Source organism: Mesorhizobium sp. M5C.F.Cr.IN.023.01.1.1, from assembly GCF_003997585.1.
GTDB classification, from domain to species: Bacteria; Pseudomonadota; Alphaproteobacteria; order Rhizobiales; family Rhizobiaceae; genus Mesorhizobium; species Mesorhizobium wenxiniae.
In genome coordinates, this window is record NZ_RZSU01000024.1 from 53,773 (window position 1) to 79,253 (window position 25,481).

A 25,481-nucleotide genomic window follows, 5' to 3' on the forward strand; every position below is an offset into this window, starting at 1 on the left:
CCACACGGCGCTCCCCGGTCACCTGCATCGACTGCACCGGATGGTGGACCAGCATGAGCAACTAAGGAACTCCGAGGATGATCGTCCGTACGTTATCCAAGCTTGAATGCACCAAGTTGGTGACCGAAAACCGTCTCGCGCGACTGGCATGCGCAAACGACGGTCAGCCATATGTTGTTCCGATTTACTATGCCTATGCCGGCAACCACCTCTATGGGTTCTCCATGCTGGGCAAGAAAATCGAATGGATGCGAAGCAATCCGTTGGTGTCCGTTCTGATCGATGTACGAGGAAAAGGCCGCGAATGGCAAAGTGTCATCGTCGATGGCCGTTATGAAGAACTGCCGGACCAGGTCGGGCACAAACTCGAACGGGACCATGCGTGGACGCTGTTGAGCAAACATGTCAACTGGTGGGAGCCGGGAGCGCTCAAGCCGGTTGCCGCTCCGACCACCAGTCATTCGTCACATGTTTTTTTCCGGATTCTAATCGACCAGATATCCGGAAGGGCAGCAGAAGCCAAAAGCCTGTAAAAGATCGACTCAGTTTGCCTGCGAGATGGCGCATATTGTCGAGCGCGTCAGGAAGCGCTTCTCGCGCCCGTTGTCGAGCGAGAACATGCCGCCGCGCCCCGGCACCACGTCGATGATCAGGTCGGTGTGTTTCCATGCCTCGTACTGCGACTCGCTGATATAAACCGGCGTATCGCCGATCGTGCCGAGCAGCACGTCCCTGTCGCCGACGATGAAATCGCTCCGCGGATAGCACATCGGGGAGGAACCGTCGCAGCAGCCGCCCGACTGATGGAAGAGCACAGGGCCATGGTCGGCGATGATTTCCGCCAGGAGTTGCACTGCCTCCGGCGTCGCCGATACCTTGTTGAGCGAAACCTTGTCAGGCATGGCCGACCTCCTTGACTGAAAAGGGGCGGCGTGGCCGGCCGGCCACGCCGCCCTGCCTGGGAGGGCGATCAGAAGAAGCCGAGCTTCTTCGGGCTGTAGCTGACCAGCATGTTCTTTGTCTGCTGGTAGTGCTCGAGCATCATCTTGTGAGTCTCGCGGCCGATGCCGGACTGCTTGTAGCCGCCGAAAGCCGCATGCGCCGGATAGGCGTGATAGCAGTTGGTCCACACGCGGCCGGCCTGGATGGCGCGGCCGAAGCGGTAGGCGCGGTTGGCATCGCGGGTCCACACGCCGGCGCCAAGGCCATAGAGCGTGTCGTTGGCGATGGCGAGCGCCTCGTCCTCGTCCTTGAAGGTCGTCACCGACACAACCGGGCCGAAGATCTCCTCCTGGAAGACGCGCATCTTGTTGTGGCCCTTGAAGACGGTCGGCTGGATGTAATAGCCGTCCTTGAAGTCGCCACCCAGGTTCGCGCGGTCGCCGCCGATGAGCACTTCGGCGCCTTCCTGCTTGCCGATGTCGAAATAGCTGAGAATTTTCTCCATCTGCTCGCTGGAAGCCTGCGCGCCCATCATCGTGGACAGTTCGAGTGGGTTCTCCTGCACGATCGCCTTCACGCGCGGAAGGGCGCGCTCCATGAAGCGGTCGTAGATGCTCTCGTGGATCAACGCGCGGCTGGGACAGGTGCAGACCTCGCCCTGGTTGACCGCGAACATTACGAAGCCCTCGATCGCCTTGTCGAAGAAGTCGTCGTCTTCCGCCGCCACGTCCTTGAAGAAGATGTTCGGCGACTTGCCGCCGAGTTCAAGCGTAACCGGGATCAGGTTCTGGCTGGCATACTGCATGATCAGCCGGCCGGTCGTCGTCTCGCCGGTAAAGGCGATCTTGGCGATGCGGGGGCTCGAAGCGAGCGGCTTGCCGGCTTCGAGGCCGAAGCCGTTGACGACATTGAGTACGCCGGGCGGCAACAAGTCGGCAATGAGTTCCATCACGACGAGGATGGAAGCGGGAGTCTGCTCGGCCGGCTTGAGGACGATGCAATTGCCGGCGGCGAGCGCCGGCGCTACCTTCCACGCGGCCATCAGGATCGGGAAGTTCCAGGGTATGATCTGGCCGACGACGCCGAGCGGCTCATGGAAGTGATAGGCTACAGTGTCGTAATCGATCTCGCCGATGGAGCCTTCCTGCGCGCGGACGGCGCCTGCGAAATAGCGGAAATGGTCTATCGTGAGCGGAATGTCGACGTAGGTCGTCTCGCGAAGCGGCTTGCCGTTGTCCCACGTCTCGGCGCGGGCGATCAGGTCGAGATTGTCCTCGATGCGCTGGGCGATGGCGTTGAGGATGTTGGCGCGCTCCGTCGTGCTGGTGCGGCCCCAGGCATCCTTGGCGGCATGGGCCGCGTCGAGCGCGCGCTCGATATCGGCGGCGTCCGAACGGGCAACCTCGCAGATCTTGTGGCCGGTAATCGGCGAGATATTGTCGAAATACCGGCCCGATACCGGCTCAACGAATTTGCCGTTGATGAAGTTGCCATAGCGCTTGGCAAAAGGGGCTCTGGCCGTGCGGAAAGTTTCAACCTTGTTCATGTCTTCCTCCATGTCCTTCTTGGGCGACGCCGCGGGATGCGGCGCTCCTGAACGAGCTTTCAATGGAAGCGGCAAAAAGTCAGCCGGACGATGCGAGATCGCGAGGCCGGACTGTCGCACAATTGCGACAGTCCTTGCGGTGGGAGGATCAGTGCGGTCGCGTTAAGCCCAAGCGGGCAAGTTTGCGATGCAGGGTTGCGCGTGAAATGCCGAGATTGGCCGCTGCGGCCGAGACGTTGCCATCAGCACGGGCCAGTGCGCGTTTGATTGCGCCGCGCTCCGCCTCGTCCAGATCCTGCGCGAGTGGGGCCGAACCGCATATCAGGTCCGAAACGGGTAGCGGCTTGGCGAGACCGTTTTGCGCAATTCCCAGCGCCAACCTCGCGGCACGTGTTGCCCCGACCACTAGATCATCGGCGTCAACCGCAAGCAGCGCACCGGCGGCTCGTTCGCCAACGGGCGCAAGCAGAATGCGCTCGTTTGGGAAAGCAATACGAAAAATCTCCGCTTCGATCCGACGCACCGTATCGGCGACCACCAGCGAGATCAGGGCGACAAAACTCTCGGTCAAGTCGTTGCGGCAGGAGGAGACGTCCAGCGCCGCAACCAGATTGCCTTCGTGATCGAAGATCGGCGCCGTCGTACAACTGAGATCGGTATTACGTGTGAGAAAGTGCTGGTCGCGGTGAATGGTCAGGGCTCGCTGCTCGGCGAGACAGGTGCCGATGCCGTTCGTCCCTTCGCTTTCTTCGCCCCATAATGTGCCAAGCCAAAGCCCCCAATCCCGGAATGTCGCATCGTCGCCGGGGGCGCCTCTGCGCTCGACGGGAACGCCGTTGCGGTTCGCCAGAACAATGCAGCAGCCCGCCCCGCCGACTGCCAGAAAGAGCCGATCCAGACTGGACTGAGCTGTGCGAATCAACAATTCGACACTCTGTCGGGCACGGTTCAGCTCGGCGTCGGTGAGCCGCTTGGGAGGCTTGCTCTCGGCTGGATCGAGGCGATGCAAACCGGACGATCGATGCCACGAAGCGACCAGCGCGGACTTCGCCGCCTCGTCGGAGCGTATGGCGGCCATAATCCTGTCGGCATGATGTATGTTTACGGTTCCAGCCACGCGCTCCTCCCGAGCTGACCAGTCATCTGCGGCGCTACGCACCGTTCGATCAAATATTCTCGGTGATCTTTTCGCTTCGCCAATTCGAATTCAATTCGCCAAAAGGCAAACAGCATGCCTAAGCCGCAAGCGCCATGATCTAGGTCAAAGCCCTGATTGGCAGGAAAAGCCAGATCCGGTGCTTCAGAGCTTGTTTTTAGCGGGACATCGGGCGGCCTCACCTGTCCGGCGTCGCGATCGAGTTGACTTCGGTGCAAAGCTTGTCCGCCGGATCGCACAGCACATCGATCTCGAATTCTGATCCGGCATGCTTGTCATGATGCATCAGAGGGAGCATTCCGGACCTCTCATGGAGGTCCATTCTGGACACATAGGTCCTCATCTCTCGGGACGGGAACGACCTGCCGATTCCTCTCCTCCATTTCGGCCACATCCTATAAACTCGGACGTCGAAGCCAGTCCTGCCCGCCCATTATGCTCACCTTCGCTCTCACCGATAGCCTGGAACCCAATCCGCCTCGAATGACTTGTCTGTGGATAGATCTTGAAGGGAGAACCCATGTCCGCACCGCAGGAAATGGATGTCGTGCTCGAAAAGCTGCCTTTGAGGATCGGCGCCTACATACCCGACGACTTGCTGGAAGACTGGTTTGCGCCGGGAACGGGCATGAACCCGGTCAGCCCGGAAGCGCTGGCGGCCGCCAAGACTTACGGATGGCGCTTCGAATGCGAGTTCAAGCACTACCCCGAACGGATGGAAGGCGTGTTCTGGAAGTGGGTGCCTGCGATCTGATCCGCACAGGGCAGCCTGGATAGGAACGGGCAGGCCTCCTGATCTCCTCAGCCGCCGCCTATCGGCGTCGTCACCTTTCCGGTTCCGCCGCATTCGGGGCAGGTCCGGCCGTCGATCATGCCTGTCCCTGCGCAGCGGCGACACATATTCTCGCCGGCGCCAGGAGTGCCTGCCGGAACTTCGTCGACATTGGTCTGATCCTGCGCAGCTTGCTCGGGTTTGCCCTGCAGCTTGTTCCTCAACCGGGCGACCGCGGCCTCGTCGACTTCAAGTGACGTGCTGCTGTCGTCCGGCAGGCCTTCACCGGATTGGCCTATGGTTTCGTTGCGCGGCCGGTCATTCGTGCCTGTCGTTATCTTTGGTTTCTGAGCCATTGCAGTACTCTTTTGCAGATTGCAGGCGCAGCTCTCAGTTTCTGCGGTTCGAACGCCTCAGCTCCGCAGAGGTTCCGGTTGGCAACCGTCGCCGGCCGGCCCGGACGGACTTGGCAACTGCCAAGCGCATACAAGCTGAATGGCGAGATCGGGGAGCTCATCGCTCAGGCAGCGGAGGAGGGGAATTCCCTTCAACGGCGCCGCGCAGTCTTTGCGTCAGCACTACGACAGCCGCTCCGATCGGACTTTCACATCATCGCTCAGGTGCCGCACGATCTCGGCGGTCTTGCGGATATCCGCTTCGTCGAGAGCGACGCACATGGTCGAGGCGATCGCCATTAACTGGGCGTTCAGCTCGCCGTAGCGCGCGTCGCCTTTGCGCGTCAGCTGCACAAGCTTCGAGCGCCGGTGCTTCGGATTGTCGATGAATTCGACGAGCCCCTCGGCCGCAAGCTCATCAGCCAGCCGCTGCATGCGCTGACGGCTGGTGGGCCGCATCCGGGCGATCTGCGGTACGGTGAGCGGACCAAGCAGCGCGAGGCTGCGCATGAAGCCGAACGCGCCGCCGCCCCAACTGGTGATGAGCCCTGTCTTCTGGCCGAGAGCCCGTATCCTGAAGAAGCACTGGGCCACTTCGAGCATCAGCTCGGTGATCGCCTCGGCCTTGCCGTCAACAATGGGGCCCGCCCCTCGGACCACCTCAGTCCCGTGTCGTGCCGACGCCATCGCTTCCGTTCCCTTTGTCTCTGACATTTCTGTTGGGCCAAGTTCCGCGATTGACACCACAGTTGTCAACTTCTAGAATGACACCTTAGTTGTCGTTTCTAGGCGGCTGTAGGGCTTCGTAGCCTAGGCACCTGCGGGAGCAGACATGGGAATGAACCCGGCTGGGCAAACCGACACCGGAACCGCAGGCGTCATCGCGAGACCGCCGCTGCTCTTTCTCGCTGCTTTTCTGATTGGCTTCGTGCTGGATAGCCTGCTGCGCTTGCCGTTCCCGATCCCCAGGAATGACTTGGTCACCTGGATCATCGGCGGCTCGCTGATGCTGATCGGATTTGCGCTTTTCGCCGCGGGCATTCGCAACTTCTCCCGCGCCGCGACGCCGGTGCCGACGAATGAGCCGACGCGCGTTCTGGTGACGACCGGCATCCACGGCTGGACGCGCAATCCGATCTACCTCGGCATGTTCCTCATCTATGGCGGCATCGGCGTAGCCGCGCAGAATGCGTGGATCCTTGGCCTCACGTTGCCTCTCGCAATCCTGATCCGCTACGGCGTCGTCGCCCGCGAGGAGGCCTATCTCGAGCGGCGCTTCGGCGATACGTATCGCGACTACAAGCAAAGCGTGCGGCGGTGGCTCTGAGCGTCGCAAGATGCTTGATCATGTTGCTGCCTGACCCCCAAAACATGCCGAGCTGGTACTATTTTGTCGGCTGATGACGATCCAGAATCAACGCTTAGGGATACCCAATGAAACTCGGCTTCATCGGCACAGGCGCGCTCACAGCCGCGATTGTCACCGGACTTAAATCCGCCACGGACAATTCCGTATCGGTGCTCCTGTCGCCTCGTAATCAAGAAATCGCTGCCAGCCTGGCACTTCGCTACCGCGATGTACGCGTTGCACCCGATAATCAGGCCGTTCTCGACAGTTGCGATACGATCATGCTCGCGGTTCGGCCGCAGATTGCGCATGACGTGCTTGCAGGATTGCAGTTTCGTCGTGACCATCACGTCGTCAGCTTGATCGCCATCCTGTCGCGCGAGGAGATAGCCGCCTTGATCGCTCCCGTGGAGCACGTGACGAAAGCACTTCCCATGCCGATGATCGCTCACAGGCAGGGAGCGACAATCATCTGTCCGCACGATCGGCGTATGGCGGCGTTTTTCGGCCGGCTGGGAAAGGTGATCGAGGTCGAGGATCCGAGCGAGTTCGACGCGCTGAGCGTCGTTACCGCGACATTTGCCAGCTATTTCAAATATCTCGATACAATCCAGGGCTGGCTGAAACAGCATGGCGTCGCCGAGGCGCGGGCGCGCGACTATATTGTCACCATTTTCAAAGCGCTGGCCAGCGCACCGGAGACGACTCCAGATACCGGCTTCATGGATCTGGCGCAAGACTATGCAACACGCGGCGGGATCAACGAACAGGTTTTGCACGAGCTCACGGCACGGAACGTCTTCGATGCCTTTGCAGAAAGCCTGGATGGCGTGTATCGGCGTATCTCGGCAGGAGCAGCGCCACGCATTGGCTCTGCATCGTGACGATGACAGCCGGCCCTAGCGTAATCCTTCACACCAACGCGCCGGCCGTGGCGATGAAGCTGTTGCGGGACAAGCATCCGGGGCTGTCGGTCTATCCTTGTGACAGCTACGCCGGTCTGGCCGCCTTGATAGAACAGACAAACGCCGAGGTCGTCTACTCGGTGCGCTTCGACGGCACAGCGCGCTTTCCGCGTTCCGCTCTCCTGGAAAGCCCGACGGTGAAATGGGTGTCGGTCGGCGGGTCGGGGACGGATCATCTGGGTCCCTGGAACCCCGAAAAGGTCACGGTGACGAACGCCGCCGGTGTCGCGGCCGATATGATGGCCGAATACGCGCTGGGGGCGATGCTGTCCTTCTCGCTCGGTCTTCGAAATTTCGCCAGGCATCAGCGCGCCCGGACATGGATCGCCGGCATGGTCGAGCCGATCCAGGGCAAGACCTTGCTGTTGCTCGGCCTCGGCAGGACCGGGCAAGCATTGGCCCGGCGCGCCAAGGCCCTGGGGCTCACGACGCTCGGCGTGCGTGCGCATCCCAGGCCAACCACCGATGTCGATGAGGTTCATGGCATCGAGGCATTGCCCGGACTTTGGGGCCGGGCCGATTTCATTACCTGTTGCGTGCCGCTGCTGGACGCGACGCGCGGGTTGGTCGGCGCTGCGGCGTTTGCCGCGATGAAGCCGTCGGCGGTGCTCATCGACATTTCGCGTGGTGGCGTCGTCGAGGAGGCCGCGCTCCTGTCGGCGCTCGATGGCGGCCGCATCAAAGGCGCCGCGCTCGATGTCTTTTCGACCGAGCCGCTGCCGGCGGATCATCCACTGTGGCGGTATGAGAACGTGATCGTCACGCCGCATTGCTCGTCGGTTTACGAAGGCTGGGAGGAGAAAGCGCTTGATATGTTCGCAGATAATCTCAGCCGCTATCGGCGCGGCGAAAAGCTGCTCGGCATTGTCGACCCAATGCGCGGCTACTAGCGATGAAGTCTGCCGACGGCGCCTCGATACAAGAAGCCGATATCGCGATCATCGGCGGCGGCATTGCCGGAGCGAGTGCGGCCTATGAACTGGCGGCGGTCTCGTCGGTCATCCTGCTCGAGCGCGAAAGCCATTGCGGTTACCATTCCACCGGCCGGTCGGCCGCGAGTTTTACGGAGAATTACGGCAACGCCATCATCCGACGGCTGGCGATCGCCAGCCGGTCTTTTCTCGAAGCGCCGCCCGAGGGCTTTTGCGATCATCCCTTGATGCTTGCGCGTGGGATGCTGACGATCGCGCGCCAGGATCAGCTGGGCCGGCTTGAAGAGGAACTCGAAAGGGCCCGCCAACTCGTCCCGTCGATCCATCGGGTCAGCCCCGGAGAGGCGTTGGCGCGCGTGCCGGCGCTGCGATCCGATTATGTCGCCGGAGCGATCGTCGAACCGGGTTGTCGCGAGATCGACGTCAACGAACTCCATCAGGGTTTCCTGCGCAACGCGCGCAAGCGTGGCGGCCGGATCGTCACCAATGCAGGCGTCGACGCGATCGAGCGGCACAAGGATCGCTGGATCCTGCAGACGAGCCAGGGACTGTTCGCCGCGCCGATCCTCGTCAATGCGGCCGGCGCCTGGGCGGACAGGATCGCTGCGTTGGCCAAAGTTGCCCCGATCGGTCTCGTGCCGAAGCGCCGCACCGCGTTCCATGTCGCGGCACCGGATGGCCTCTCCATTGCTGGATGGCCGCTGGTCAACGATGCCGGCGAGGAATTCTACTTCAAGCCGGATGCCGGCCGGATTTTCGTCTCGCCGGCGGATGCCACACCGAGCGAGCCGACGGACGCCTATCCCGACGATTTCGACGTCGCCGTAGGGGTCGATCGCCTGCAGCGCGCGACGACGATCGACCTGCGCCGGATAGAGCATCAGTGGGCGGGGCTGCGCAGCTTTGTGCGCGACGCCTCGCCGGTGGTCGGCTTCGATGCCGAGGCCGAGGGCTTCTTCTGGCTGGCGGGCCAGGGCGGCTATGGCATCAAGACATCGCCGGCGCTGGCCAGGGCATGTCGCGATCTGATCCGCACCGGACGCTTGCCGGATGAACTGTTGCGTCAAGGCATCGAGGCGGGCGATCTTGCGCCCGGCCGGATCGGGGCGACATCCGCGCAGGAGGAAAAAGCACCGTGAGCAAGGATGACCGCATGACGATCGAACGCTTCGAGAATGGCCCACGCTTCTGCCGCGTGCTCAGCCACAATGGCATTGTCTATCTGGCCGGCATGACGGCCGACGATCTATCGGGCGACACCACGCAGCAGACGCGCGACGTGCTCGCCAAGATCGACACCTATCTGGCGAAGGCCGGCAGCGACAAGACCAGGATCCTGAGCGCCACGGTATGGCTGCGCGACATTTAACGCCGTCTGGGACGCCTGGATCGACAAAAGCGCCATGCCGGTGCGGGCAACGGTCGAGGCCCGGCTCGCCGGCGACGGCTATCGCGTCGAGATCATGGTGACCGCTGCAGCCTGAACTGCGATCTATTGGGGAAATGACGCCATGGCTCGAGACCTGACCATCGCGGTCTGCCAGACCGGCCCGATACAGAAAAGCGCGGAACGGTCCGAAACGGTGGACCGGCTGGTCGCGCTTCTGGAAAGAGCGGCGGCCGCCGGCGCTGAAATCGCGGTGTTTCCCGAACTGGCGCTGACAACCTTCTTTCCGCGTTGGCGGATCGACGACCAGGCCGAGATCGAGGCGTTCTTCGAGCCGGCCATGCCGGGCCGGCAGACGCAGCGCCTTTACGACGCCGCGGCGCGGCTCAAGATAGGCTTCGCGCTCGGATATGCCGAGCTGACGCGCGTGGACGGGGTAACTCGCCGCTTCAACACGATGGATCTGGTCGGGCAGGACGGCAAACTTGTCGGGCGCTATCGCAAAATACATGTGCCCGGATCGAGTGATCCGGAACCGGGCACGACCGTCCATCTCGAACGCCGGTATTTCGAGCCCGGCAATCTCGGCTTTCCGGTCTTCGTCTATCGCGGCGTGCGCGTCGGCATGGCCATCTGCAACGACCGGCGCTGGCCGGAGACCTACCGCATGCTCTGTCTCAACGGCGCGGAAATTGTCCTAATTGGCTACAACACGCCGCTGCGGCTCGATGAAGCGCCGGCGCTGGCGCATCTGCGCATGTTCCACAACCATCTGCCGATGCAGGCCGGCGCTTATCAGAACACGGTCTGGGTCGCGGCAGCGGCCAAGGCCGGCGTCGAGGATGGCCAGGCCTTGATCGGCGGCTCCTGCATCATCGCACCGACTGGCGAAATCGCGGCGCAGGCGATGTCGCTCGACGACGAGGTGATCGTCCATCGCGCCGACCTCGACCTGATCGCCGTCTGCCGCAAGGTGAATTTCGACTTCGCCAGATATCGCCGGCCCGACCAATATCGGCTGATCGCGGATCAGGCTTAAGGCGAGGGCCTCCGTGGCCTCAAGAAACAGCAACGAGATGACCGTTGCCAAGATCCTTCAGGGCCAGTTTCGGCGGGTCCTCGCCGATTTTTCGAGTCGGGCTCGGGATCTCCTGATCGAGACGCGCGAAGCGCGGCCTCCGCTTTGCCGGATCGGGCACCGGAACGGCCTCGATCAAGCGTTTCGTGTAGGGGTGGCGCGGATTCGAAAAGACCTGGTCGCGGGTACCCATTTCGACGATCTGGCCGAGATACATGACGGCGACCCGATCGGAAATGTTCTCGACCACCGCCATGTCGTGCGAGATGAACAGATAGGCGATGCCGAACTCGCGCTGCAGTTCCTTCAGCAGGTCGAGCACGCGGGCCTGCACCGATACGTCGAGCGCCGAAACGCTTTCGTCGGCGATGATGAGCTTGGGCTTGAGCGCCAGCGCGCGAGCGATGCAGATGCGCTGGCGCTGGCCGCCCGAGAATTCGTGTGGATAGAGCTCCATCTGGTCGGCCGACAGGCCGACGCGTTCGAACAATGCCGCCACAAGCTGGCTGCGCTCTTCCTTCGAGGCGATGCCATGGATCAACAGCGGCTCGGCAACGAGGTCGCCGACGCGCATGCGCGGGTCAAGCGAGGCATAGGGATCCTGGAAAATCATCTGCACGTCGCGGCGAACCGCCTTGCGCTGGTCACGGCCAAGGCCCGCCAGATTGCGCCCGCCGATCACGATATCGCCGCGGTAGGGCACAAGCCCGGCCAGCGCCTTGGCGGTGGTCGACTTTCCGCAGCCGGATTCGCCGACCAGCGCCAGCGTCTCGTGCGGCGTGATCGAAAAGCTGACGCCTTCGACGGCGTGGACACGGCGGTTCACTTGGCCGAAGAAGCCGCCGCGCAGGTCGAAATGGACATGCAGATCGTTGACCACCGCCAGGCTTCCGGGCATTTCCGCTTCGACGGATTTCCGGCGGCCGACGCCGGTGCCGATGCGCGGCACGGCGGCGAGCAGTTCGCGCGTGTAGTCGGCTTGCGGGCGAGCAAAAATATCGGCGGCCATTCCTTCCTCGACCATCCGGCCGTGCCGCATGATGACGACGCGATCGGCCATTTCGGCGACCACGCCCATGTCGTGGGTGATGAGGATGATGCTGGTGCCATGCTCGCGCTGCAGATCGCGCAGCAGTTCCAGCACCTCGCCTTGCACAGTGACGTCGAGCGCCGTCGTCGGCTCGTCGGCGATCAGCACGTCCGGTTTCAGCGCCAGCGCCATGGCGATCATCACGCGCTGGCGCATGCCGCCGGACAGTTCGTGCGGAAACTGCTTCAGCCGACTTTCGGCTTCCGAGATGCGGACGGCCTGCAGCGCCTCGATGGCGCGCCGGCGCGCCTCAGCGCGGGAGAGGCCGGTATGGGCCTCGATGGACTCGACCAGCTGCCGGCCGATCGACAGCACCGGATTGAGCGAGGTCATCGGCTCCTGAAAAATCATCGCGATGCGGTCGCCGCGAATGCGGCGCATCCGGCGCTCTTCGAGCCCCGCCAGATCGATGTCGCCCCGATCTCTGTCACCCGAATCCATATCGCGAAGTCGGATCGTGCCGGATTGTATCCGGGCGGCAGGCTGCGGCAGTAACTGCATGATCGCCAGCGCGGTCATCGATTTGCCGGAACCCGATTCACCAGCAATGCAAAGCGTCTCGCCGCGTGCAAGCGTCAGCGATAGGTCTGATACCACCGGCCGCTCGCCATCTTCGCCGCGCACGCAGACGGTTAGCCCGGAGATTTCCAGCACCGGCCCGGCCGTGGTCGAGACGGCCGGAGCGGCAGCCCCGGTCCGCTTGCTGGTTACGCCTTTGCTCATTCGAAGACGCAGCGTGGGAAGTAGAACGACACCACCCAGTTCGGCATATCGACGATCTCGCTGATCCGGAGATCGCCGCAGACCGAAACCAGCATGTACGCCTCGACCGGGTCCATTCCGTAGCGGCCGGCAAGCAGGTCGATCATCTGAACGACCGCTTCCCTGGCGCCCGTCATCAGGTCCGGTCCGATGCCGGTCGTCACCTCATAGCCCTTGGCGTCGAGATGGCGCGTCACCGGGCCGGGCGTGGTAAAGCGCGGCGTCTTCAGCCTGATATCCTTGACCAGGTCGAGCTTGAGCACGACATCCATCGGGCTTTCGATCGCCGTGCCGCACACCTCGCCATCGCCCTGCGCGGCATGCGTGTCGCCGACCGAGAACAGCGCACCCGCCACCTCCACCGGCAGATACAGCGTGGTGCCGGCCGCGAGATCGCGGATATCGAGATTGCCGCCGACCCGCCTTGGCGGCACCACCGAGTGGAGGCCCATTTCAGCCGGCGCGTTGCCGATGGTGCCGGCAAACGGCTTCAGCGGCACGCGAGCTTGTCTACCGAACAGCGCCGGCTTGAGCGAGGTGGCGTCGTATTTCCAGATGTTCAGCGCCGGCTCCGGAAAATCGTCGGCGAGCAGGCCGAACCCCGGAATGTTCGCCGTCCAGCCGAAGCCGGACGGCTTGAACATCTCGATCGTCACCTTCAGTGCATCGCCCGGCTCGGCACCTTCGACATAGATGGGCCCGGTGACGGGGTTCACCTTGGCGAAGTCGAGCAAAGCGACGTCGGCAACGGTGCTGTCGGCCTGAAGCTGGCCACCCGACGAATCGAGGCACTGGAACTCGATCGTCGAACCGGGCGCCACCCGCTCAGTCGGGACAAAGGAATTGTCCCAGCCGAAATGATGATGGCGCCCGTGGATGGTGTAGTCGCAGTTATTGCACATCGGTCACATACACATAGTCGTAGTTGATCGGGATGTGGACAGGGTCGACATAGAGATTGTCGGCGCCGCCCATCCGGGGGGATTTCATGGTGAAGCGCTGCTCGTTGAAGACCGGCACCCAGGGCGCGTCTTCCATGATCTTGCCGTAGATAGCGCTCCACATCTTGGCACGTTCGGCTGATTTGGCCGGATCGACGATCGAGTCAGCCTCCGCCGCCTTGGCGTCGAGATCCTTGTTGCAGTACCACGACCAGTTCCAGCCGCCCGGAACCGCGCCGGCGCAGCCGAGGATCGGCCCGTAGAAGTTCGACGGATCGGGGAAATCGGCGATCCAGGCCATGCCGCCGGACCAGATCATCGGCGCGCCGGCCTTGTCGCCGCCGGCGGCGATGACGTTGGCCTGCGCGAGCGACTGGATGCCGGCCTTGATGCCGACCGCCGCCAGATCCTGCTGGATCGCCTGGGCGATGCGCGGGTTGGGATCGGTGTTCATAGCGAACAGCTGCGTTTCGAAACCATCGGGATGACCGGCCTCGGCAAGCAAAGCCTTGGCCTTGGCCACGTCATAGGGATAGCCCTTGAATTCCTTGTCGTAGCCGGGCATCGACGGCGGCAGCGGCTGATTGGCCGGCACCGCACGGTTGTTGATCAGCTGGACGATACGGTCCTTGTTGATCGCCATGTTGACCGCTTGCCGCACCTTCACATTGTCGAAAGGCGCCATGGTGGTGTTCATGGTGATGTAGCCGGTGTGCAACTGGCCGCCCTCGACGACGCGGGCCTTCTGCTCGGGATCGGCCATCACCTCCTGGAATTTGGCCGGCGGAATGCCGTCGCCGGGAATGTCGATCTCGCCCTTCTGCAGCCGCAGCAGCGCCACGATCGGCTCCTGCCCGATCTCGAAGGTGACCTTGTCGAGATGCGGCAGGCGCTTGTGCCAATAATCCGGGTTGCGCTCGAAGACGACGCGCTAGCCGAGCGTCCATTCGGCGAGCTTGAACGCCCCGGTGCCGACCGGATGCTTGCCGAAGTCCGCCCCGTATTTCTCGACCTCCTCCTTCGGCACGACATGCGAGAAGTTGATGGCCATGACATGCAGGAAGGTGGCATCGGGCCGGGTCAGTTCGAACTTGATCGTGTAGGGATCGACGACCGTGACGCCCGCCAGGCTTTCCGCCTTGCCGGCAGCGACTTCGTCATGGCCCTTGATCGAGCCGAAGAAGCCGGCGCCCGGGCTCTGCGTCTTCGGATTGGTGACGCGATCGAGCGAATATTTCATGTCTTCGGCGGTCATCTCGCGGCCATTGTGGAACTTCACCCCTTGGCGCAGCTTGAATGTGAAGGTCTTGCCGTCAGGCGCAATCTCGTAGCTCTCGGCGAGGTCGGGACGCAGATTGGTGGTGCCCGGCTCATAGTCCATCAGCCCGTCGAACAGGCTCTTGATCATCGACCAGTTCTGCCAGTCATAGCCGATGGCCGGATCGAGCGTGGCGACGTCGTCCTTGTAGGTGATGGTGATCGCGCCGCCCTGCCTGGCGTTCGGGTCGACGGCGTCCTCTGCGCGTACGCTTGTCATCCCGAGCATCAGCGCGAGCGCCGACACCGCAACGGTGGAGGTCAAGAATTTCTTCATCTCATGTTCCCTTTCTCTGGTTGTTACCGGTCTTTTTTGGGCTTTCATCTGAGCTTGATGCGCGGATCGATGAACGGTGCGACGGTGTCGGCCAGGAGATTGCCGAGCACGATGGCGCAGGCCGAAACCAGGGTGACACCCATGATGATCGGAATGTCGACGCGCTGGATGGCCTGCCAGGCAAGCTGGCCGATGCCGGGCCAGCCGAACACGCTTTCGACCACCACGATGCCGCCCATGAAGATGCCGATGTCGATGCCGATCATGGCGATGACCGGCAGGATGGCGTTGGGCAGTGCGTGGCGGAAAATGATGGCGCCGCGCGCAAGGCCCTTGGCGCGGGCGGTCCGCATATAGTCCTGGCGCAGCACGTCGATCATCGACGAGCGCATCATGCGGGCGTACCAGCCGGCGCCGAGGATCCCCATGGTCAGCGAGGGCAGCACCAAATGGCGCCAGGTGCCGTAGCCGCCGATCGGAAACCAGCCGAGCCGCACGGCGAATACATAAAGGAGCAGCAAGCCGACGACGAATTGCGGCGCCGAGACGCCGACAAAGGACGCGACCATCAGCGTCTGGTCGGTGGCGGTGCCGCGCCTGACGGCGGCAACAAGGCCCATCGTCAGGCCGATCGCCAGCTCGCAAAGGATGGCACCGACCATCAAAAGCAGGCTTGCCGGCAGCCGCGAGACGATGAGCTCCGTGACCTCGGAACGCTGGATATAGGAGCGTCCGAGATCGCCGCTGAGCAGGCTGGTCAGATAATGCCAGTACTGGATGATAAAGGGCTGATCGAGGCCGAGCTGCCGGCGGATGTTCTCGACCGTCTCGGGCGTGGCGCTGCGGCCCGCGATCTGGCGGACGGGATCGGCGGGCAGCAGGTAGAGCAGCGCAAAGGTGATCAGCGAGACGCCGAGCAGGATGAGCACGGACTGGATGACCCGGCGGCCGAGATAAGCGATCATGCCCGGCCCCTTTGCGTCGGATCGAGAATATCGCGCAGCGCATCGCCGATGAGGTTGAAGGCCAGCGCCAGCGCCAGGATCGCCGCACCCGGAAAGAAGACCAGCCAGGGTGCTGCCTGGAAATAGGTCTGGTTCTCGAAAATGATGTTGCCCCAAGATGCGGTCGGCGGCTGCACGCCGATGCCGAGATAGCTGAGCGTCGCTTCCAGGAGCACGGTGGTGGAGATGCCGAGCGTGCCCCAGACGATGATCGTCGGCAGCAGATGCGGCAGGATATGGCGAAACAGGATGCGTGGCGCGCTGGCACCGATCGTACGCTCGGCGTCGATGAACTCGCGCTCGGCGAGCGAGCTGGTCTCGGTGTAGATGACCCGCGCGGTCTGCACCCAGTTCACCAGTGCAATCACCATCGCGACGATCCACAGGCTCGGCTGGAGCACCGCCGCCAGGCAGATGGCGAGCAGCAGCGCCGGAAAGGCCATCATCAGATCGGTGAAGCGCATCAATGCGCTGCCGATCCAGCCGCGGAAATAGCCTGCGGTGACGCCAACCAGCGTGCCGATCAAAAGCGCCACGCCGTTAGCGACGATGCCGATGATCAGCGAGGTACGCGCGCCGAAAAGGATGCGGGTCAAGAGATCGCGGCCGAGCAGATCCGTGCCCAGCCAGAATTTGGTGTCTGGCGGCAACGGCGCACCTTCAAGCGTCAGTCCGTCGAACATCTGCTCGTTGGGATCATAGCCGGTCAACCACGGCGCCAGGACGGCGGCGGCCACAACGATGGCAACGATCACAAGGCCGAGCAGCGCCAGAGGTCGTTTTATCAGCCGCCGCCAGACGCCGGCGCGTGGCTTGACCGGCATGAGCCCGGTTGCGGGGAGATCAGGCGCGATGGGACTGGTCATCGCCGCCTTCTTCCGTCATCGCCACGATCCTGCGCGCGGCCTCCTCGACGCTGATCTGCCAGCTCATCGCCAGCGACCGGAGCTGCGCATAGGCGCGGCCGTCCTCGGCGCCTTTCGACAAGGCCTCCACCGCGCGCACGATGGTCTGGCGCTCCGCGACGCGCAGGCGAAGCGACGATATCTCGCTTGCCAAGAGCTTGCGCGCCTCGAAACTCTGCCGCGCGATCAACAGGGCGCTGTAGACGCCGGCGTTGCCGACCGGCTTCAGCAACTGGGCGTCGGCCTTGTGCGACAGCGCCCACTCGATGCGGCCTGGCGCTTCGGAGCCGATCAGCGCCACCAGCGGCATCGGCGCCTCACCTGGCGCCCATGGGAATTGTTCGTCGAAGCCGAGATCGGCATCGAAGAAGACGAAGTCCGCCGCCAGCGCCTTGGCCGGCAGTTCCGGCCAGCAGCCGACCGTCTCGAGCCCGATGGCCGACAATTGCCGCGTGATCGCCTGCACCGTCGGATGCGGACGATGCAGGACAAAGGCCCTGGCGCCGCCGAGATTCGGGATGCGCGGGACCTTGCTCACGAGACCACCCTCAAGCGTGAGCGGCCGAACGTCTCGGTCCGGTCATAGCGGGACAGATAGGGATCAGGCACGACGCCCTTTGTGAGTGTGACGGTCTTGAACGCGGTGCCTTCGATGCGCCCGATCTGCACCGGCAAGGTGGCGTGCTGGGTCTGCGGATCGATGGAGATGTCGCCGAGCGGGGTTCGAAACGAGGTTCCAGCAAAAGCCTGGGGAAGGTCCGGCCATTGTGCGCCGGGATTGCGGGCGAGAATTTCGGCAAGAGTCCGCACCGAGGCATAGGCCGCCGCCTCGAAGGACGAGGCAGGCATGATGGAGGGCGCGGAATCGCCCTGGCGATCCGCTGCCGAGACATCGTGAAAGTACGGCCCGACGGAAAGATGGCCATTGCCCGCGTCATTGAGCGCCGGCAACTCGCATTCGGTGAGATTGCACGACAGGATCGGGCAGCGCTCCGCCCTGAAATGCGGGTCGCGTTCGGCGAGTTCGGCATAGGCCGCGATGAATGCATAGGACGACGAGCCGATCAGGTTATTCAGGATGAAATCCGGCCGGGTCGCCTGGATCTCGGCGATCAGCCTCGAGACATCGGCCTCGCCGAGCGGCAGATAGCGCTCGCCCAAAACCTTGCCGCCGGCGTCGGCGATCAGGTCGCGGGCGACACGGTTGGTCTCCCAGCCCCAGATATAGTTGGAGCCAAGCAGGAAGCCGTTGGCGCCGAAGCGCGGCACGACATGGGCCAGCAGCGGGACGAGATGCTGGTTTGGGCAAGCGTGCATGTAGACGACATGCTCGTTCGCTTCGAAGCCCTCATAGGGACAGGCATACCAGAGCGTGCCGCCGGCGCGCTCGAGGATCGGAATGACCTCCTTGCGGCTCCATGACGTGATGCAGCCAATGATGTGGCGCGCGCCGCTGTTGGCGAGAATGTCGGCGCAGCCCGTCGCGTAGCCATCGATGTTGCCTTGCGGGTCGCGCTCCACCGTAACGAATTCGATCGGGATCGCCGGATCGGCGTTGACATCGGCGATGGCGGTCATCGCACCCGAACGGCAGGATTCGGACAGCAGCCGGTAGTTGCCCGAGCGCGAGTAAAGGATGCCGATTTCGATACGCCGTCCCAAGCAAATCCCCAAAAATAACAATGCCCCGCAGCCGCCGCCGCGGAAGGCGAGGCATACGAGGCATTTTTGCCGCCCGGCGGTCAGAGCCGGTATTTTCCCCCAATAGCGTATTCGGTACGGCGGGTCAGTCAAGCGGGAAAGTGAGGGCCGGGAAAGTGACCTGGTTGCGTCTGGTTGCGCGAGGGGCCTCGCCGAGAATTCGTCCTATCTCAGCGGTGGGCGCGTTTCTCGTCCGTCGCGGCCCGGTCGATCGCCAGCCCATCCGTCGACAGGGAGACACCAAATTTTTCGCCAGCGTCCTCGGGCGTGTAGTAACCCAAGGCGACATCCCTCAGCACCAGTTCCGGATCGCGCGCCAGGGGATCGCCATAGCCGCCGCCGCCCGGCGTGCCGACGCGCACGCGGTCGCCGGCTTTGAGGGCGATGTCCTGCTCCTTGGAGAGGTGCGGCGGCACATGTTCCTTGCCGTCACGGAACACGGTAACCGTGTTGACCGCGCCGTCCTTGCCGCCGAGCGCGCCCTGCGGGCCGAAACGGCCATGATCCATGACGAAGGAGGCGCGGGCATCGCCGCGCAGGATCTCGACCTCATACGCGAGCCCAAAACCGCCGCGATGCTTGCCGGCGCCGCCCGAGCCTTCGCGCAAGGCATAGTGGCGGTAGAGCACCGGAAAAGCCTGCTCCATGATTTCGACTGGCGGCGATTTTGAAATGCCGATGGTCGAGCAGCCATTGGTCAGGCCGTCATGATCGGCATTGCCGCCATAGCCGCCGCCGGAGATCTGGTACATGACGTAATCGCGACCGCGCGCCGGATCGTTGCCGCCGAGCGCGAAATTGCCGCTGGAGCCGGCAGGAGCCGCCGTCACTCTGTCCGGCAGCGCCTGCACCATTGCCGCGAACACCGCCTCAGCGATGCGCTGCGAAACCTCGGCCGCGCAGCCCGACACCGGGCGCGGATATTTGGCGTCGAGGAAGGTGCCTTCCGGCCGCTTGACGATCAGCGGCTCGAAGGCGCCGGCGCTGATCGGCACGTCAGGGAAAATATGGCGCATGGCGAGGTAGACCGAGGACAAGGTCGTTGCCAGAACGCTGTTCATCGGCCCGGCGCAAGGCTTTGACGAGCCGGAGAAATCGAAGCTGAGCGTGTCGCCGTGTTTCTCCACGGTCAGGGCTATGGTCAGCGGCTCGTTCACCACCCCGTCGGAATCGACGAAGGCCTTGGAATGGTAAACGCCGTCGGGAATGGCTGATATGTTGGCGCGCATTTGTTCGGCCGCGCGGCGGCGCAGTTCGGCGATCGCCTCGACCACTGTTTCGCTGCCGTAACGATCCAGGATTTCATTTAGTCGGTCCTGACCGATCAGCAGTGCCGCCGCCTGCGCACGGATGTCGCCGATGCGCTGGTCGGCAACCCTGATGTTAGAGCAGATGATGGCGTATATCTCCGGGTCGAGCACGCCCTTCTTGAACAGTTTCACCGGCGGCAGCCGCAGACCTTCCTGCTCGACCGCCGTTGCCGAGGCGGAAAAGCCGCCCGGCACCGAGCCGCCGATATCGGGCCAGTGGCCGGTGTTCGAGAGCCAGCAGAAAATCGTTCCGTCCCGGTAGACCGGCATGGCGAAGCGCACATCCATCAGATGCGTGCCGCCGAGATAGGGGTCGTTGACGATGTAGATGTCGCCGGGCTCGGGCTGCAGGCAGCGGCCGTCGGCGATCATTTCGATCACCGTTTTGGTCGAATACTGCATCACGCCGACGAACACCGGCAGACCTTGGCTGCCCTGCGCGATCAGCGACCCATCGACGGCCGAATAGATGCCGTCGGAGCGGTCGTTGGCCTCGGCGATGACGGGCGAAAAAGCGGCGCGCGAAAAGGTCAGGTCCATCTCGTCGCAGACCTGCTGCAGCGCCGCCTGGATGACCGAAAGCGTAATGGTGTCGAGTTTTGCCATCTCAGGCCTCACCGATGTCGATGATGATGTTGCCGTCGGCGTCCGAGCGCGCCCGGTCGCCGGGCTCGAGCACGGTGGTTGCGTCCATCTGTTCAAGGATCGCCGGCCCTTCGATGACCGCGTCGAGCGGCAGCTTCTCCCTGCTGTAGACCGGCGTGTCGTGCCAGCGCCCGCCATACCAGACCGGCCGGATTTCGCGCCGCGCTTCGGCCAGCGTTTTGGCGCGCCCTGCCGGGTCGATCAATCGCGACAGATCGATCGCCGGCCGCACGCCAGTCACCGAGGTATTGAGGTTGACCAGATTGGCGCGGATTTCCGGCAGCTCGACCTTGAAGCGGGCGAAATAGGCCTTTTCGAACAGTTGCTGCAATGTTTCACGTGTCACCGCGGACGAAGGCAGCGGCACGTTGATGATGTGGGTCTGGCCAACGAACTGCATGTCGGCGGAATGGGTGACGCGGATCGTCTCCGGCTTCACCGCTTCCTTGCCGATCAGCTCCTCGCCTTCGTTTCGGTGCCGTTCCAATACGGCGTGAAGTTGGGCTGCACCGAGCCCTGCGACCGGCTGGTTGACCGTGTTGACGAAATCGTGCCTGAGATCGGCGACGACGCAACCGAGCGCATTGGTGATGCCCGGGCGCGCCGGCACCAGCACTTTGGGCAGGCCGAGCTCGCGCGCTAGCGCCGTCGCATGCAGCGGCCCGGCGCCGCCGAAGGCGAACAGCGCGAAATCGCGCGGGTCGTGGCCGCGCGACACCGAGACCATGCGGATGGCGCCGGCCATCTTGATGTTGCCCAGCCTGACCACCGCGCCCGCTGCCTCGACACCGGACAGGCCGGTGAGGCGGCCGATCCTGTCCTCGAATATGCCGGTGACGTATTCGACGGTGACCGGATTTTCGACCGCAAGCAGCTTTTTCGGCGCCAGCCGGCCGAGCACCAGATTGGCATCGGTGATGGTCGGCTCGCTGCCGCCGCGCCCGTAGCAGATCGGGCCGGGATTGGCGCCGGCGCTTTCCGGGCCGATCTGGATCAGGCCGGCCGCATCGACGCGGGCTATCGAGCCGCCGCCGGCGCCGACCGTGTGCACCGCCACCATCGGCACATGGATCGGCATCGCGTATTCGATCTCGATCTCGTTCGACACCGCCGGTTCGGCATTGCGGATCAGCGCCACGTCGGTCGAGGTGCCGCCCATGTCGTAGGTGACCAGGTTTTCAAAGCCGGCGCGTTTTCCCGTATAGGCGGCGGCGATGACGCCGGAGGCCGGACCCGACATGACGGTCTTGGCCGATTCACGTGTGACAAAGCGGGCCGAGATCATGCCGCCATTGCCGTTCATGATCAGGAAGTCGCGAGCGTAGCCTTGCGACCCCAATTCCCTACGCAGCCGTTCGACATAGCGCTCGAGGATCGGCTGCACCGAGGCATTGACCGAAGCGGTGACGCCGCGCTCGAATTCGCGTGCTTCCGACAGCAGCGCATGGCCCGTCGTGATGTAGCCGTTCGGCCAGAGCTCGGACGCGATTTCGGCCGCGCGCCGCTCGTGCGCCGGATTGGCGTAAGAGTGCAGGAAATGGATGACGAGGGATTCGCAGCCAGCCTCGATCAATTCTGAAACGGCCGCGCGCATCTCGGCTTCGTCGAGCGGGATGCGCACTGCGCCCGAGGCTTCGACGCGCTCCGACACTTCGAGCCGCAGATTGCGCGGAATGATCGGGACGAAGCTGCCTGTCATGCCATAGGGCTGCGGCCGCGTTCGCCGGCCTAGCTCGATGACGTCGCGAAAGCCGCGCGTGGTGATCATGCCGGTCTTGGCCAGCCGGCGTTCGAGGACCGCGTTGGTGGTGGTGGTCGTGCCGTGCACGATGAGGTCGATGCCGCGGATGGGGAAGCCGGTGGCGCCGAGCGCCGAAACGACGCCGAAGGCCTGGTTGTCGACCGTGGTCGGGGTCTTGGCGATGTGGACCCGGCCGCCGTCCCGGCCGTCGATCAGAAGCAGGTCGGTAAAGGTTCCGCCGACATCGATGCCGGCGACGACGCTGCCCAGGGAATCCAGCGTCTGCGCCGAAAAATTCTCTTTCATTGTCGAAACCCGAAATATCAGGACTACTGATATGTGTCAGTTTGGAAAGGTGTTTCACGCTGGCGTCTTGACGCAAATATCATTTGTATACTAATAAATTCGGGACACAAGAGCTTACCGCTTCGCAGTGTGCAAACGGCACGCCGGGACCTGATCGGTTCGGGCGCGCAAGAGAAGGTTTGGCGTCAGCGCCCTCGGGTTGGCCAGAAGGTTAGGTTTGATGAACACCACATCCGCGCTCAACACCGCCGGCGCCCGGCCGCTGCAGTTCCCAATTCCGGCCAATGTCTATGCCGAAACCGTCGTCTCGGTGAAGCACTATACCGACCGGCTGTTTTCGTTCCGCATCACCCGGCCGCAGTCGCTGCGCTTCCGCTCCGGCGAATTCGTCATGATCGGCCTGCCCAACGCCGAAAAGCCGGTGTTCCGCGCCTATTCGATCGCCAGCCCTGCCTGGGACGACGAACTGGAATTCTTCTCGATCAAGGTGCCGGACGGCCCGCTGACCTCGCAACTGCAGAAGATCCAGATCGGCGACACCGTCATCATGCGGCAGAAGTCGACCGGCACGCTGGTGGTCGACGCGCTGACCCCGGCCAAGCGCCTGTTCATGATCTCGACAGGCACCGGCATCGCGCCCTTCGCCAGCCTGCTGCGCGATCCAGACACCTATGAAAAATTCGAGCAGGTGATCCTGACCCACACCTGCCGCGACAATGCCGAACTCACCTACGGCCAGGAGCTGGTGGCAGAGCTGGAGAACGATCCGCTGATCGGCGAGCTGACCGGCGGCCGCGTCACGCTCTACAATTCGACGACGCGCGAAACTTCCGAGCGCATGGGCCGCATCACCGCGCTGATCGGCTCGGGCAAATTCTATGCCGATCTCGGCATCGACAAGCTCGACCCTGAGACCGACCGCATCATGATCTGCGGGTCGATACATATGCTGAAGGACGTCAAGGAACTGGCCGAAAGCCTCGGCTTCCAGGAAGGCTCGCTGCATCATCCGGCGAGCTTCGTCGTCGAGCGCGCCTTCGTCGGCTGAGACGGCGGGGCGCTTCGGCGCCGGCCTCAAGCGGGTTTGACCATACGGTCAAAAATCTGCTGCTTTCGCGGCCTTTTTCAACTATGACCGCTTGAAGGACTCGTGAAGCGCTGCTTCGCGGGCTATTCTCGGTGGACGTCGCTGAACAAAGGGGCAGGAGATGAGCAGCACAATCCGCGAGGCCGATCTCGGTGCCGACAGATTGGGCGCGTCCAAGGTCACGCCGCTGCCGGCGCGCACCGCCGCCAACGCGCCGGTGTCGCAAGCGCACGGCATTGGCCGCAATCCCGGCATGAAACTCGATCTCGGCTTCATGGAATCGATGCGCAGCGTCAACCGCTCGGCGCTGGAACGGCGTGTCGCCAGCCTGACCAAACGACGCTCGATCAAGGCCGACAACCAGGCGGCCTGGTTGCTGCGCGCCGTCGCCTGCATGGACCTGACCACGCTGAATTCGAACGACACCGACGAGCGCGTCCGCCGGCTCTGCGCCAAGGCGGTCAATCCGTTCCGCCGCGACATCGTCGAAGGCCTCGGCATTGCAGGTGAAAGGATCCGCCCGGCGGCGGTCTGCGTCTATCATCCCTTCGTCGCCACCGCCGTCGATGCGCTGCGCGGCAGCGGCATCCATGTCGCCGCCGTATCCACCGCTTTCCCGCACGGCCTCACCCCGCTTTCGATGCGCCTGCAGGAGATCGAAGCCTCGGTCAGCGACGGCGCCGACGAGATCGACGTGGTCATTCCGCGCGGGCTGGTCTTCGGGGCGAAATGGCAGGAACTCTATAACGAGATCGTCTCGATGCGGGCCGCCTGCGGCGAGGCGCATCTCAAGGTCATCCTCGGCACCGGCGACCTCGCCACGCTGCGCAATGTCATGCTGGCGTCGATGGTGGCGATGATGGCGGGCGCCGACTTCATCAAGACCTCGACCGGCAAGGAAAGCGTCAACGCGACGCTGCCGGTCGGCCTTGCCATGGTGCGCGCCATCCGCGCCTATTTCGAGGAAACCGGCTACCTCATCGGCTTCAAGCCTGCCGGCGGCATTTCCACGGCAAAAGCCTCGCTCGACTGGCTGGTGCTGATGAAGGAAGAGCTTGGCCGGCGATGGCTGGAGCCAGACCTGTTCCGCTTCGGTGCGTCGAGCCTTTTGACCGACATCGAGCGCCAGCTCGAACACCATCTGACCGGCCATTATTCGGCCAATCATCGCCACGCGATGGCGTAGCGCCCCACCCTCCCCTTGTGTGGAGGGTCGCCGCGAAGCGGCGGGGTGGGGTCAAAGGAATCAGGTCAGCCCGTGCAATGAACCAAGCCATCAGCCATTTACCCCCACCCCGATCGGCTTTGCCGATCGACCCTCCCCACAAGGGGGAGGGTAAAGGAGGCGCTCCATGAACATTCTCGAACGCTATCACGCCATGGACTACGGCCCGGCGCCGGAAGCCCGCAACGAGGCCGACGCGTGGCTCGCCGCGCGCGATTTTTCCAAAGCGCTGTTCATCGGCGGCGACTGGAAGGCAGCCAGCGGCGGCAACACCTTCGACACCAGCGATCCCGCCTCCGGCAAATTGCTGGCCAAGGTCTCGGATGCCGGTGCTGCCGATATCGATGCGGCGGTTTCGGCCGCCACAAAAGCGCTGCCTAGATGGAGCGCCAGTTCCGGCTACAGCCGAGCCAAAGCGCTCTACGCGATCGGCCGCGCTATGCAGCGCCACCAGCGGCTGTTCGCGGTGCTGGAATCGATCGACAACGGCAAGCCGATCCGCGAAAGCCGCGACATCGACGTGCCGCTGGCTATCCGCCATTTCATCCATCATGCCGGTTGGGCGCAGGCGCTTTACAAGGATTTTCCGGATCAGAAGGGCGTCGGTGTCGTCGGCCAGATCATCCCTTGGAACTTCCCGCTCTTGATG

Annotated in this window: 23 protein-coding genes and 2 pseudogenes; 11 read left to right on the top strand and 14 right to left on the bottom strand. The window is 63.4% G+C overall.

All coding sequences use genetic code 11. The features are described 5' to 3' along the window. The first annotated feature begins 77 nt into the window (after window positions 1-77). Entirely contained in the window at window positions 78-533 is a 456-nt protein-coding gene (locus EOA78_RS12650; protein WP_127315404.1) for a pyridoxamine 5'-phosphate oxidase family protein, read from the top strand. Window positions 534-542: 9 nt separating this feature from the next. On the opposite strand, the gene EOA78_RS12655 is transcribed toward EOA78_RS12650, so the two are convergent. The 3 genes from EOA78_RS12655 to EOA78_RS12665 form a co-directional block, all read right to left on the bottom strand. Continuing rightward, the gene (locus EOA78_RS12655; RefSeq protein ID WP_127315405.1) at window positions 543-902 is read right to left on the bottom strand and encodes a DUF779 domain-containing protein; all 360 of its coding nucleotides are present in this window, start codon (window positions 900-902) and stop codon (window positions 543-545) included. A 68-nt stretch (window positions 903-970) separates the two neighbouring features. Next, window positions 971-2,488: an aldehyde dehydrogenase gene (gene adh, locus EOA78_RS12660; protein ID WP_127315406.1), complete on the bottom strand. Its 1,518-nt coding sequence runs from the start codon at window positions 2,486-2,488 to the stop codon at window positions 971-973. A gap of 148 nt (window positions 2,489-2,636) precedes the next feature. Continuing rightward, entirely contained in the window at window positions 2,637-3,605 is a 969-nt protein-coding gene (locus EOA78_RS12665; protein WP_245477483.1) for a GAF domain-containing protein, read from the bottom strand. Between the two features lie 559 nt (window positions 3,606-4,164). On the opposite strand from EOA78_RS12665, the gene EOA78_RS12670 reads away from it, so the two are divergent. Then, on the top strand, window positions 4,165-4,398 hold the full coding sequence (locus EOA78_RS12670; protein ID WP_127315407.1) for a hypothetical protein: 234 nt from the start codon (window positions 4,165-4,167) through the stop codon (window positions 4,396-4,398). A 47-nt stretch (window positions 4,399-4,445) separates the two neighbouring features. Here the strand turns inward: EOA78_RS12670 and EOA78_RS12675 are convergent, their stop codons facing one another. Next, the gene (locus tag EOA78_RS12675) at window positions 4,446-4,628 is read right to left on the bottom strand and encodes a hypothetical protein (RefSeq protein WP_127315429.1); all 183 of its coding nucleotides are present in this window, start codon (window positions 4,626-4,628) and stop codon (window positions 4,446-4,448) included. Window positions 4,629-4,994: 366 nt separating this feature from the next. Then, window positions 4,995-5,498 (bottom strand): MarR family transcriptional regulator, encoded by a 504-nt coding sequence (locus tag EOA78_RS12680; RefSeq protein WP_164783733.1) that lies wholly within the window; start codon window positions 5,496-5,498, stop codon window positions 4,995-4,997. Between the two features lie 145 nt (window positions 5,499-5,643). Between EOA78_RS12680 and EOA78_RS12685 the strand changes: the two genes are divergently transcribed. From EOA78_RS12685 to EOA78_RS12710, 6 genes and pseudogenes are all read left to right on the top strand, one after another. Continuing rightward, the gene (locus tag EOA78_RS12685; RefSeq protein WP_127315409.1) at window positions 5,644-6,138 is read left to right on the top strand and encodes an isoprenylcysteine carboxylmethyltransferase family protein; all 495 of its coding nucleotides are present in this window, start codon (window positions 5,644-5,646) and stop codon (window positions 6,136-6,138) included. A 107-nt stretch (window positions 6,139-6,245) separates the two neighbouring features. Beyond that, window positions 6,246-7,043: a pyrroline-5-carboxylate reductase gene (locus tag EOA78_RS12690; RefSeq protein WP_127315410.1), complete on the top strand. Its 798-nt coding sequence runs from the start codon at window positions 6,246-6,248 to the stop codon at window positions 7,041-7,043. A 2-nt stretch (window positions 7,044-7,045) separates the two neighbouring features. Beyond that, on the top strand, window positions 7,046-8,014 hold the full coding sequence (locus tag EOA78_RS12695) for a D-2-hydroxyacid dehydrogenase (RefSeq protein WP_127315411.1): 969 nt from the start codon (window positions 7,046-7,048) through the stop codon (window positions 8,012-8,014). A 2-nt stretch (window positions 8,015-8,016) separates the two neighbouring features. Further along, complete coding sequence (locus EOA78_RS12700; RefSeq protein ID WP_127315412.1) at window positions 8,017-9,195, top strand: FAD-binding oxidoreductase; 1,179 nt, start codon at window positions 8,017-8,019, stop codon at window positions 9,193-9,195. Window positions 9,196-9,209: 14 nt separating this feature from the next. After that, a pseudogene (locus EOA78_RS12705) lies at window positions 9,210-9,540 on the top strand (RidA family protein). Between the two features lie 27 nt (window positions 9,541-9,567). After that, entirely contained in the window at window positions 9,568-10,482 is a 915-nt protein-coding gene (locus EOA78_RS12710; RefSeq protein ID WP_127315413.1) for a nitrilase-related carbon-nitrogen hydrolase, read from the top strand. Window positions 10,483-10,501: 19 nt separating this feature from the next. Here the strand turns inward: EOA78_RS12710 and EOA78_RS12715 are convergent, their stop codons facing one another. From EOA78_RS12715 to EOA78_RS12755, 9 genes and pseudogenes are all read right to left on the bottom strand, one after another. Then, the gene (locus EOA78_RS12715; protein WP_206533435.1) at window positions 10,502-12,334 is read right to left on the bottom strand and encodes an ABC transporter ATP-binding protein; all 1,833 of its coding nucleotides are present in this window, start codon (window positions 12,332-12,334) and stop codon (window positions 10,502-10,504) included. Continuing rightward, the gene (locus EOA78_RS12720; protein ID WP_127315414.1) at window positions 12,331-13,275 is read right to left on the bottom strand and encodes an acetamidase/formamidase family protein; all 945 of its coding nucleotides are present in this window, start codon (window positions 13,273-13,275) and stop codon (window positions 12,331-12,333) included. Before EOA78_RS12720 ends, EOA78_RS12715 begins: the two co-directional genes overlap by 4 nt. After that, a pseudogene (locus tag EOA78_RS12725) lies at window positions 13,265-14,908 on the bottom strand (ABC transporter substrate-binding protein). Before EOA78_RS12725 ends, EOA78_RS12720 begins: the two are co-directional and overlap by 11 nt. A gap of 44 nt (window positions 14,909-14,952) precedes the next feature. After that, window positions 14,953-15,873: an ABC transporter permease gene (locus EOA78_RS12730; RefSeq protein WP_127315415.1), complete on the bottom strand. Its 921-nt coding sequence runs from the start codon at window positions 15,871-15,873 to the stop codon at window positions 14,953-14,955. Continuing rightward, window positions 15,870-16,736, bottom strand: coding sequence for an ABC transporter permease (locus EOA78_RS12735; RefSeq protein ID WP_164783736.1), 867 nt, complete (start codon window positions 16,734-16,736; stop codon window positions 15,870-15,872). The genes EOA78_RS12730 and EOA78_RS12735 overlap by 4 nt, the downstream gene beginning before the upstream one ends. Window positions 16,737-16,755: 19 nt before the next feature. Further along, a complete protein-coding gene (locus EOA78_RS12740; protein ID WP_127315417.1) occupies window positions 16,756-17,355 on the bottom strand; it encodes a transcriptional antiterminator in 600 nt (199 codons plus the stop codon). Then, window positions 17,352-18,479, bottom strand: a complete 1,128-nt coding sequence (locus EOA78_RS12745; RefSeq protein WP_127315418.1) for a transporter substrate-binding protein — start codon at window positions 18,477-18,479, stop codon at window positions 17,352-17,354. Before EOA78_RS12745 ends, EOA78_RS12740 begins: the two co-directional genes overlap by 4 nt. Window positions 18,480-18,688: 209 nt before the next feature. Beyond that, window positions 18,689-20,434: a hydantoinase B/oxoprolinase family protein gene (locus tag EOA78_RS12750; protein WP_127315419.1), complete on the bottom strand. Its 1,746-nt coding sequence runs from the start codon at window positions 20,432-20,434 to the stop codon at window positions 18,689-18,691. A 1-nt stretch (window position 20,435) separates the two neighbouring features. Continuing rightward, window positions 20,436-22,520, bottom strand: a complete 2,085-nt coding sequence (locus tag EOA78_RS12755) for a hydantoinase/oxoprolinase family protein (RefSeq protein WP_127315420.1) — start codon at window positions 22,518-22,520, stop codon at window positions 20,436-20,438. A 220-nt stretch (window positions 22,521-22,740) separates the two neighbouring features. Here EOA78_RS12755 and EOA78_RS12760 point away from each other — a divergent pair, with 220 nt between their 5' ends. The 3 genes from EOA78_RS12760 to EOA78_RS12770 all read left to right on the top strand — a co-directional run. Then, window positions 22,741-23,568 carry a ferredoxin--NADP reductase gene (locus EOA78_RS12760; RefSeq protein WP_127315421.1) on the top strand — a complete coding sequence of 276 codons (828 nt, stop codon included), beginning with the start codon at window positions 22,741-22,743 and terminating at the stop codon, window positions 23,566-23,568. Between the two features lie 160 nt (window positions 23,569-23,728). Then, the gene (gene deoC, locus EOA78_RS12765; RefSeq protein WP_127315422.1) at window positions 23,729-24,793 is read left to right on the top strand and encodes a deoxyribose-phosphate aldolase; all 1,065 of its coding nucleotides are present in this window, start codon (window positions 23,729-23,731) and stop codon (window positions 24,791-24,793) included. Between the two features lie 166 nt (window positions 24,794-24,959). Further along, the coding region (locus EOA78_RS12770; RefSeq protein ID WP_127315423.1) for an aldehyde dehydrogenase family protein at window positions 24,960-25,481 on the top strand (522 nt) is incomplete at its 3' end.

Excerpts from the sequence above, each read along its gene's own strand:
- EOA78_RS12650 (WP_127315404.1), top strand. The coding sequence starts at position 78 with ATGATCGTCCGTACGTTATCCAAGCTTGAATGCACCAAGTTGGTGACC.
- EOA78_RS12655 (WP_127315405.1), bottom strand. The coding sequence starts at position 902 with ATGCCTGACAAGGTTTCGCTCAACAAGGTATCGGCGACGCCGGAGGCA.
- adh (WP_127315406.1), bottom strand. The coding sequence starts at position 2,488 with ATGAACAAGGTTGAAACTTTCCGCACGGCCAGAGCCCCTTTTGCCAAG.
- EOA78_RS12670 (WP_127315407.1), top strand. The coding sequence starts at position 4,165 with ATGTCCGCACCGCAGGAAATGGATGTCGTGCTCGAAAAGCTGCCTTTG.
- EOA78_RS12680 (WP_164783733.1), bottom strand. The coding sequence starts at position 5,498 with ATGGCGTCGGCACGACACGGGACTGAGGTGGTCCGAGGGGCGGGCCCC.
- EOA78_RS12685 (WP_127315409.1), top strand. The coding sequence starts at position 5,644 with ATGGGAATGAACCCGGCTGGGCAAACCGACACCGGAACCGCAGGCGTC.
- EOA78_RS12690 (WP_127315410.1), top strand. The coding sequence starts at position 6,246 with ATGAAACTCGGCTTCATCGGCACAGGCGCGCTCACAGCCGCGATTGTC.
- EOA78_RS12695 (WP_127315411.1), top strand. The coding sequence starts at position 7,046 with ATGACAGCCGGCCCTAGCGTAATCCTTCACACCAACGCGCCGGCCGTG.
- EOA78_RS12700 (WP_127315412.1), top strand. The coding sequence starts at position 8,017 with ATGAAGTCTGCCGACGGCGCCTCGATACAAGAAGCCGATATCGCGATC.
- EOA78_RS12710 (WP_127315413.1), top strand. The coding sequence starts at position 9,568 with ATGGCTCGAGACCTGACCATCGCGGTCTGCCAGACCGGCCCGATACAG.
- EOA78_RS12715 (WP_206533435.1), bottom strand. The coding sequence starts at position 12,334 with ATGAGCAAAGGCGTAACCAGCAAGCGGACCGGGGCTGCCGCTCCGGCC.
- EOA78_RS12720 (WP_127315414.1), bottom strand. The coding sequence starts at position 13,275 with ATGTGCAATAACTGCGACTACACCATCCACGGGCGCCATCATCATTTC.
- EOA78_RS12730 (WP_127315415.1), bottom strand. The coding sequence starts at position 15,873 with ATGATCGCTTATCTCGGCCGCCGGGTCATCCAGTCCGTGCTCATCCTG.
- EOA78_RS12735 (WP_164783736.1), bottom strand. The coding sequence starts at position 16,736 with ATGCCGGTCAAGCCACGCGCCGGCGTCTGGCGGCGGCTGATAAAACGA.
- EOA78_RS12750 (WP_127315419.1), bottom strand. The coding sequence starts at position 20,434 with ATGGCAAAACTCGACACCATTACGCTTTCGGTCATCCAGGCGGCGCTG.
- EOA78_RS12755 (WP_127315420.1), bottom strand. The coding sequence starts at position 22,520 with ATGAAAGAGAATTTTTCGGCGCAGACGCTGGATTCCCTGGGCAGCGTC.
- EOA78_RS12760 (WP_127315421.1), top strand. The coding sequence starts at position 22,741 with ATGAACACCACATCCGCGCTCAACACCGCCGGCGCCCGGCCGCTGCAG.
- deoC (WP_127315422.1), top strand. The coding sequence starts at position 23,729 with ATGAGCAGCACAATCCGCGAGGCCGATCTCGGTGCCGACAGATTGGGC.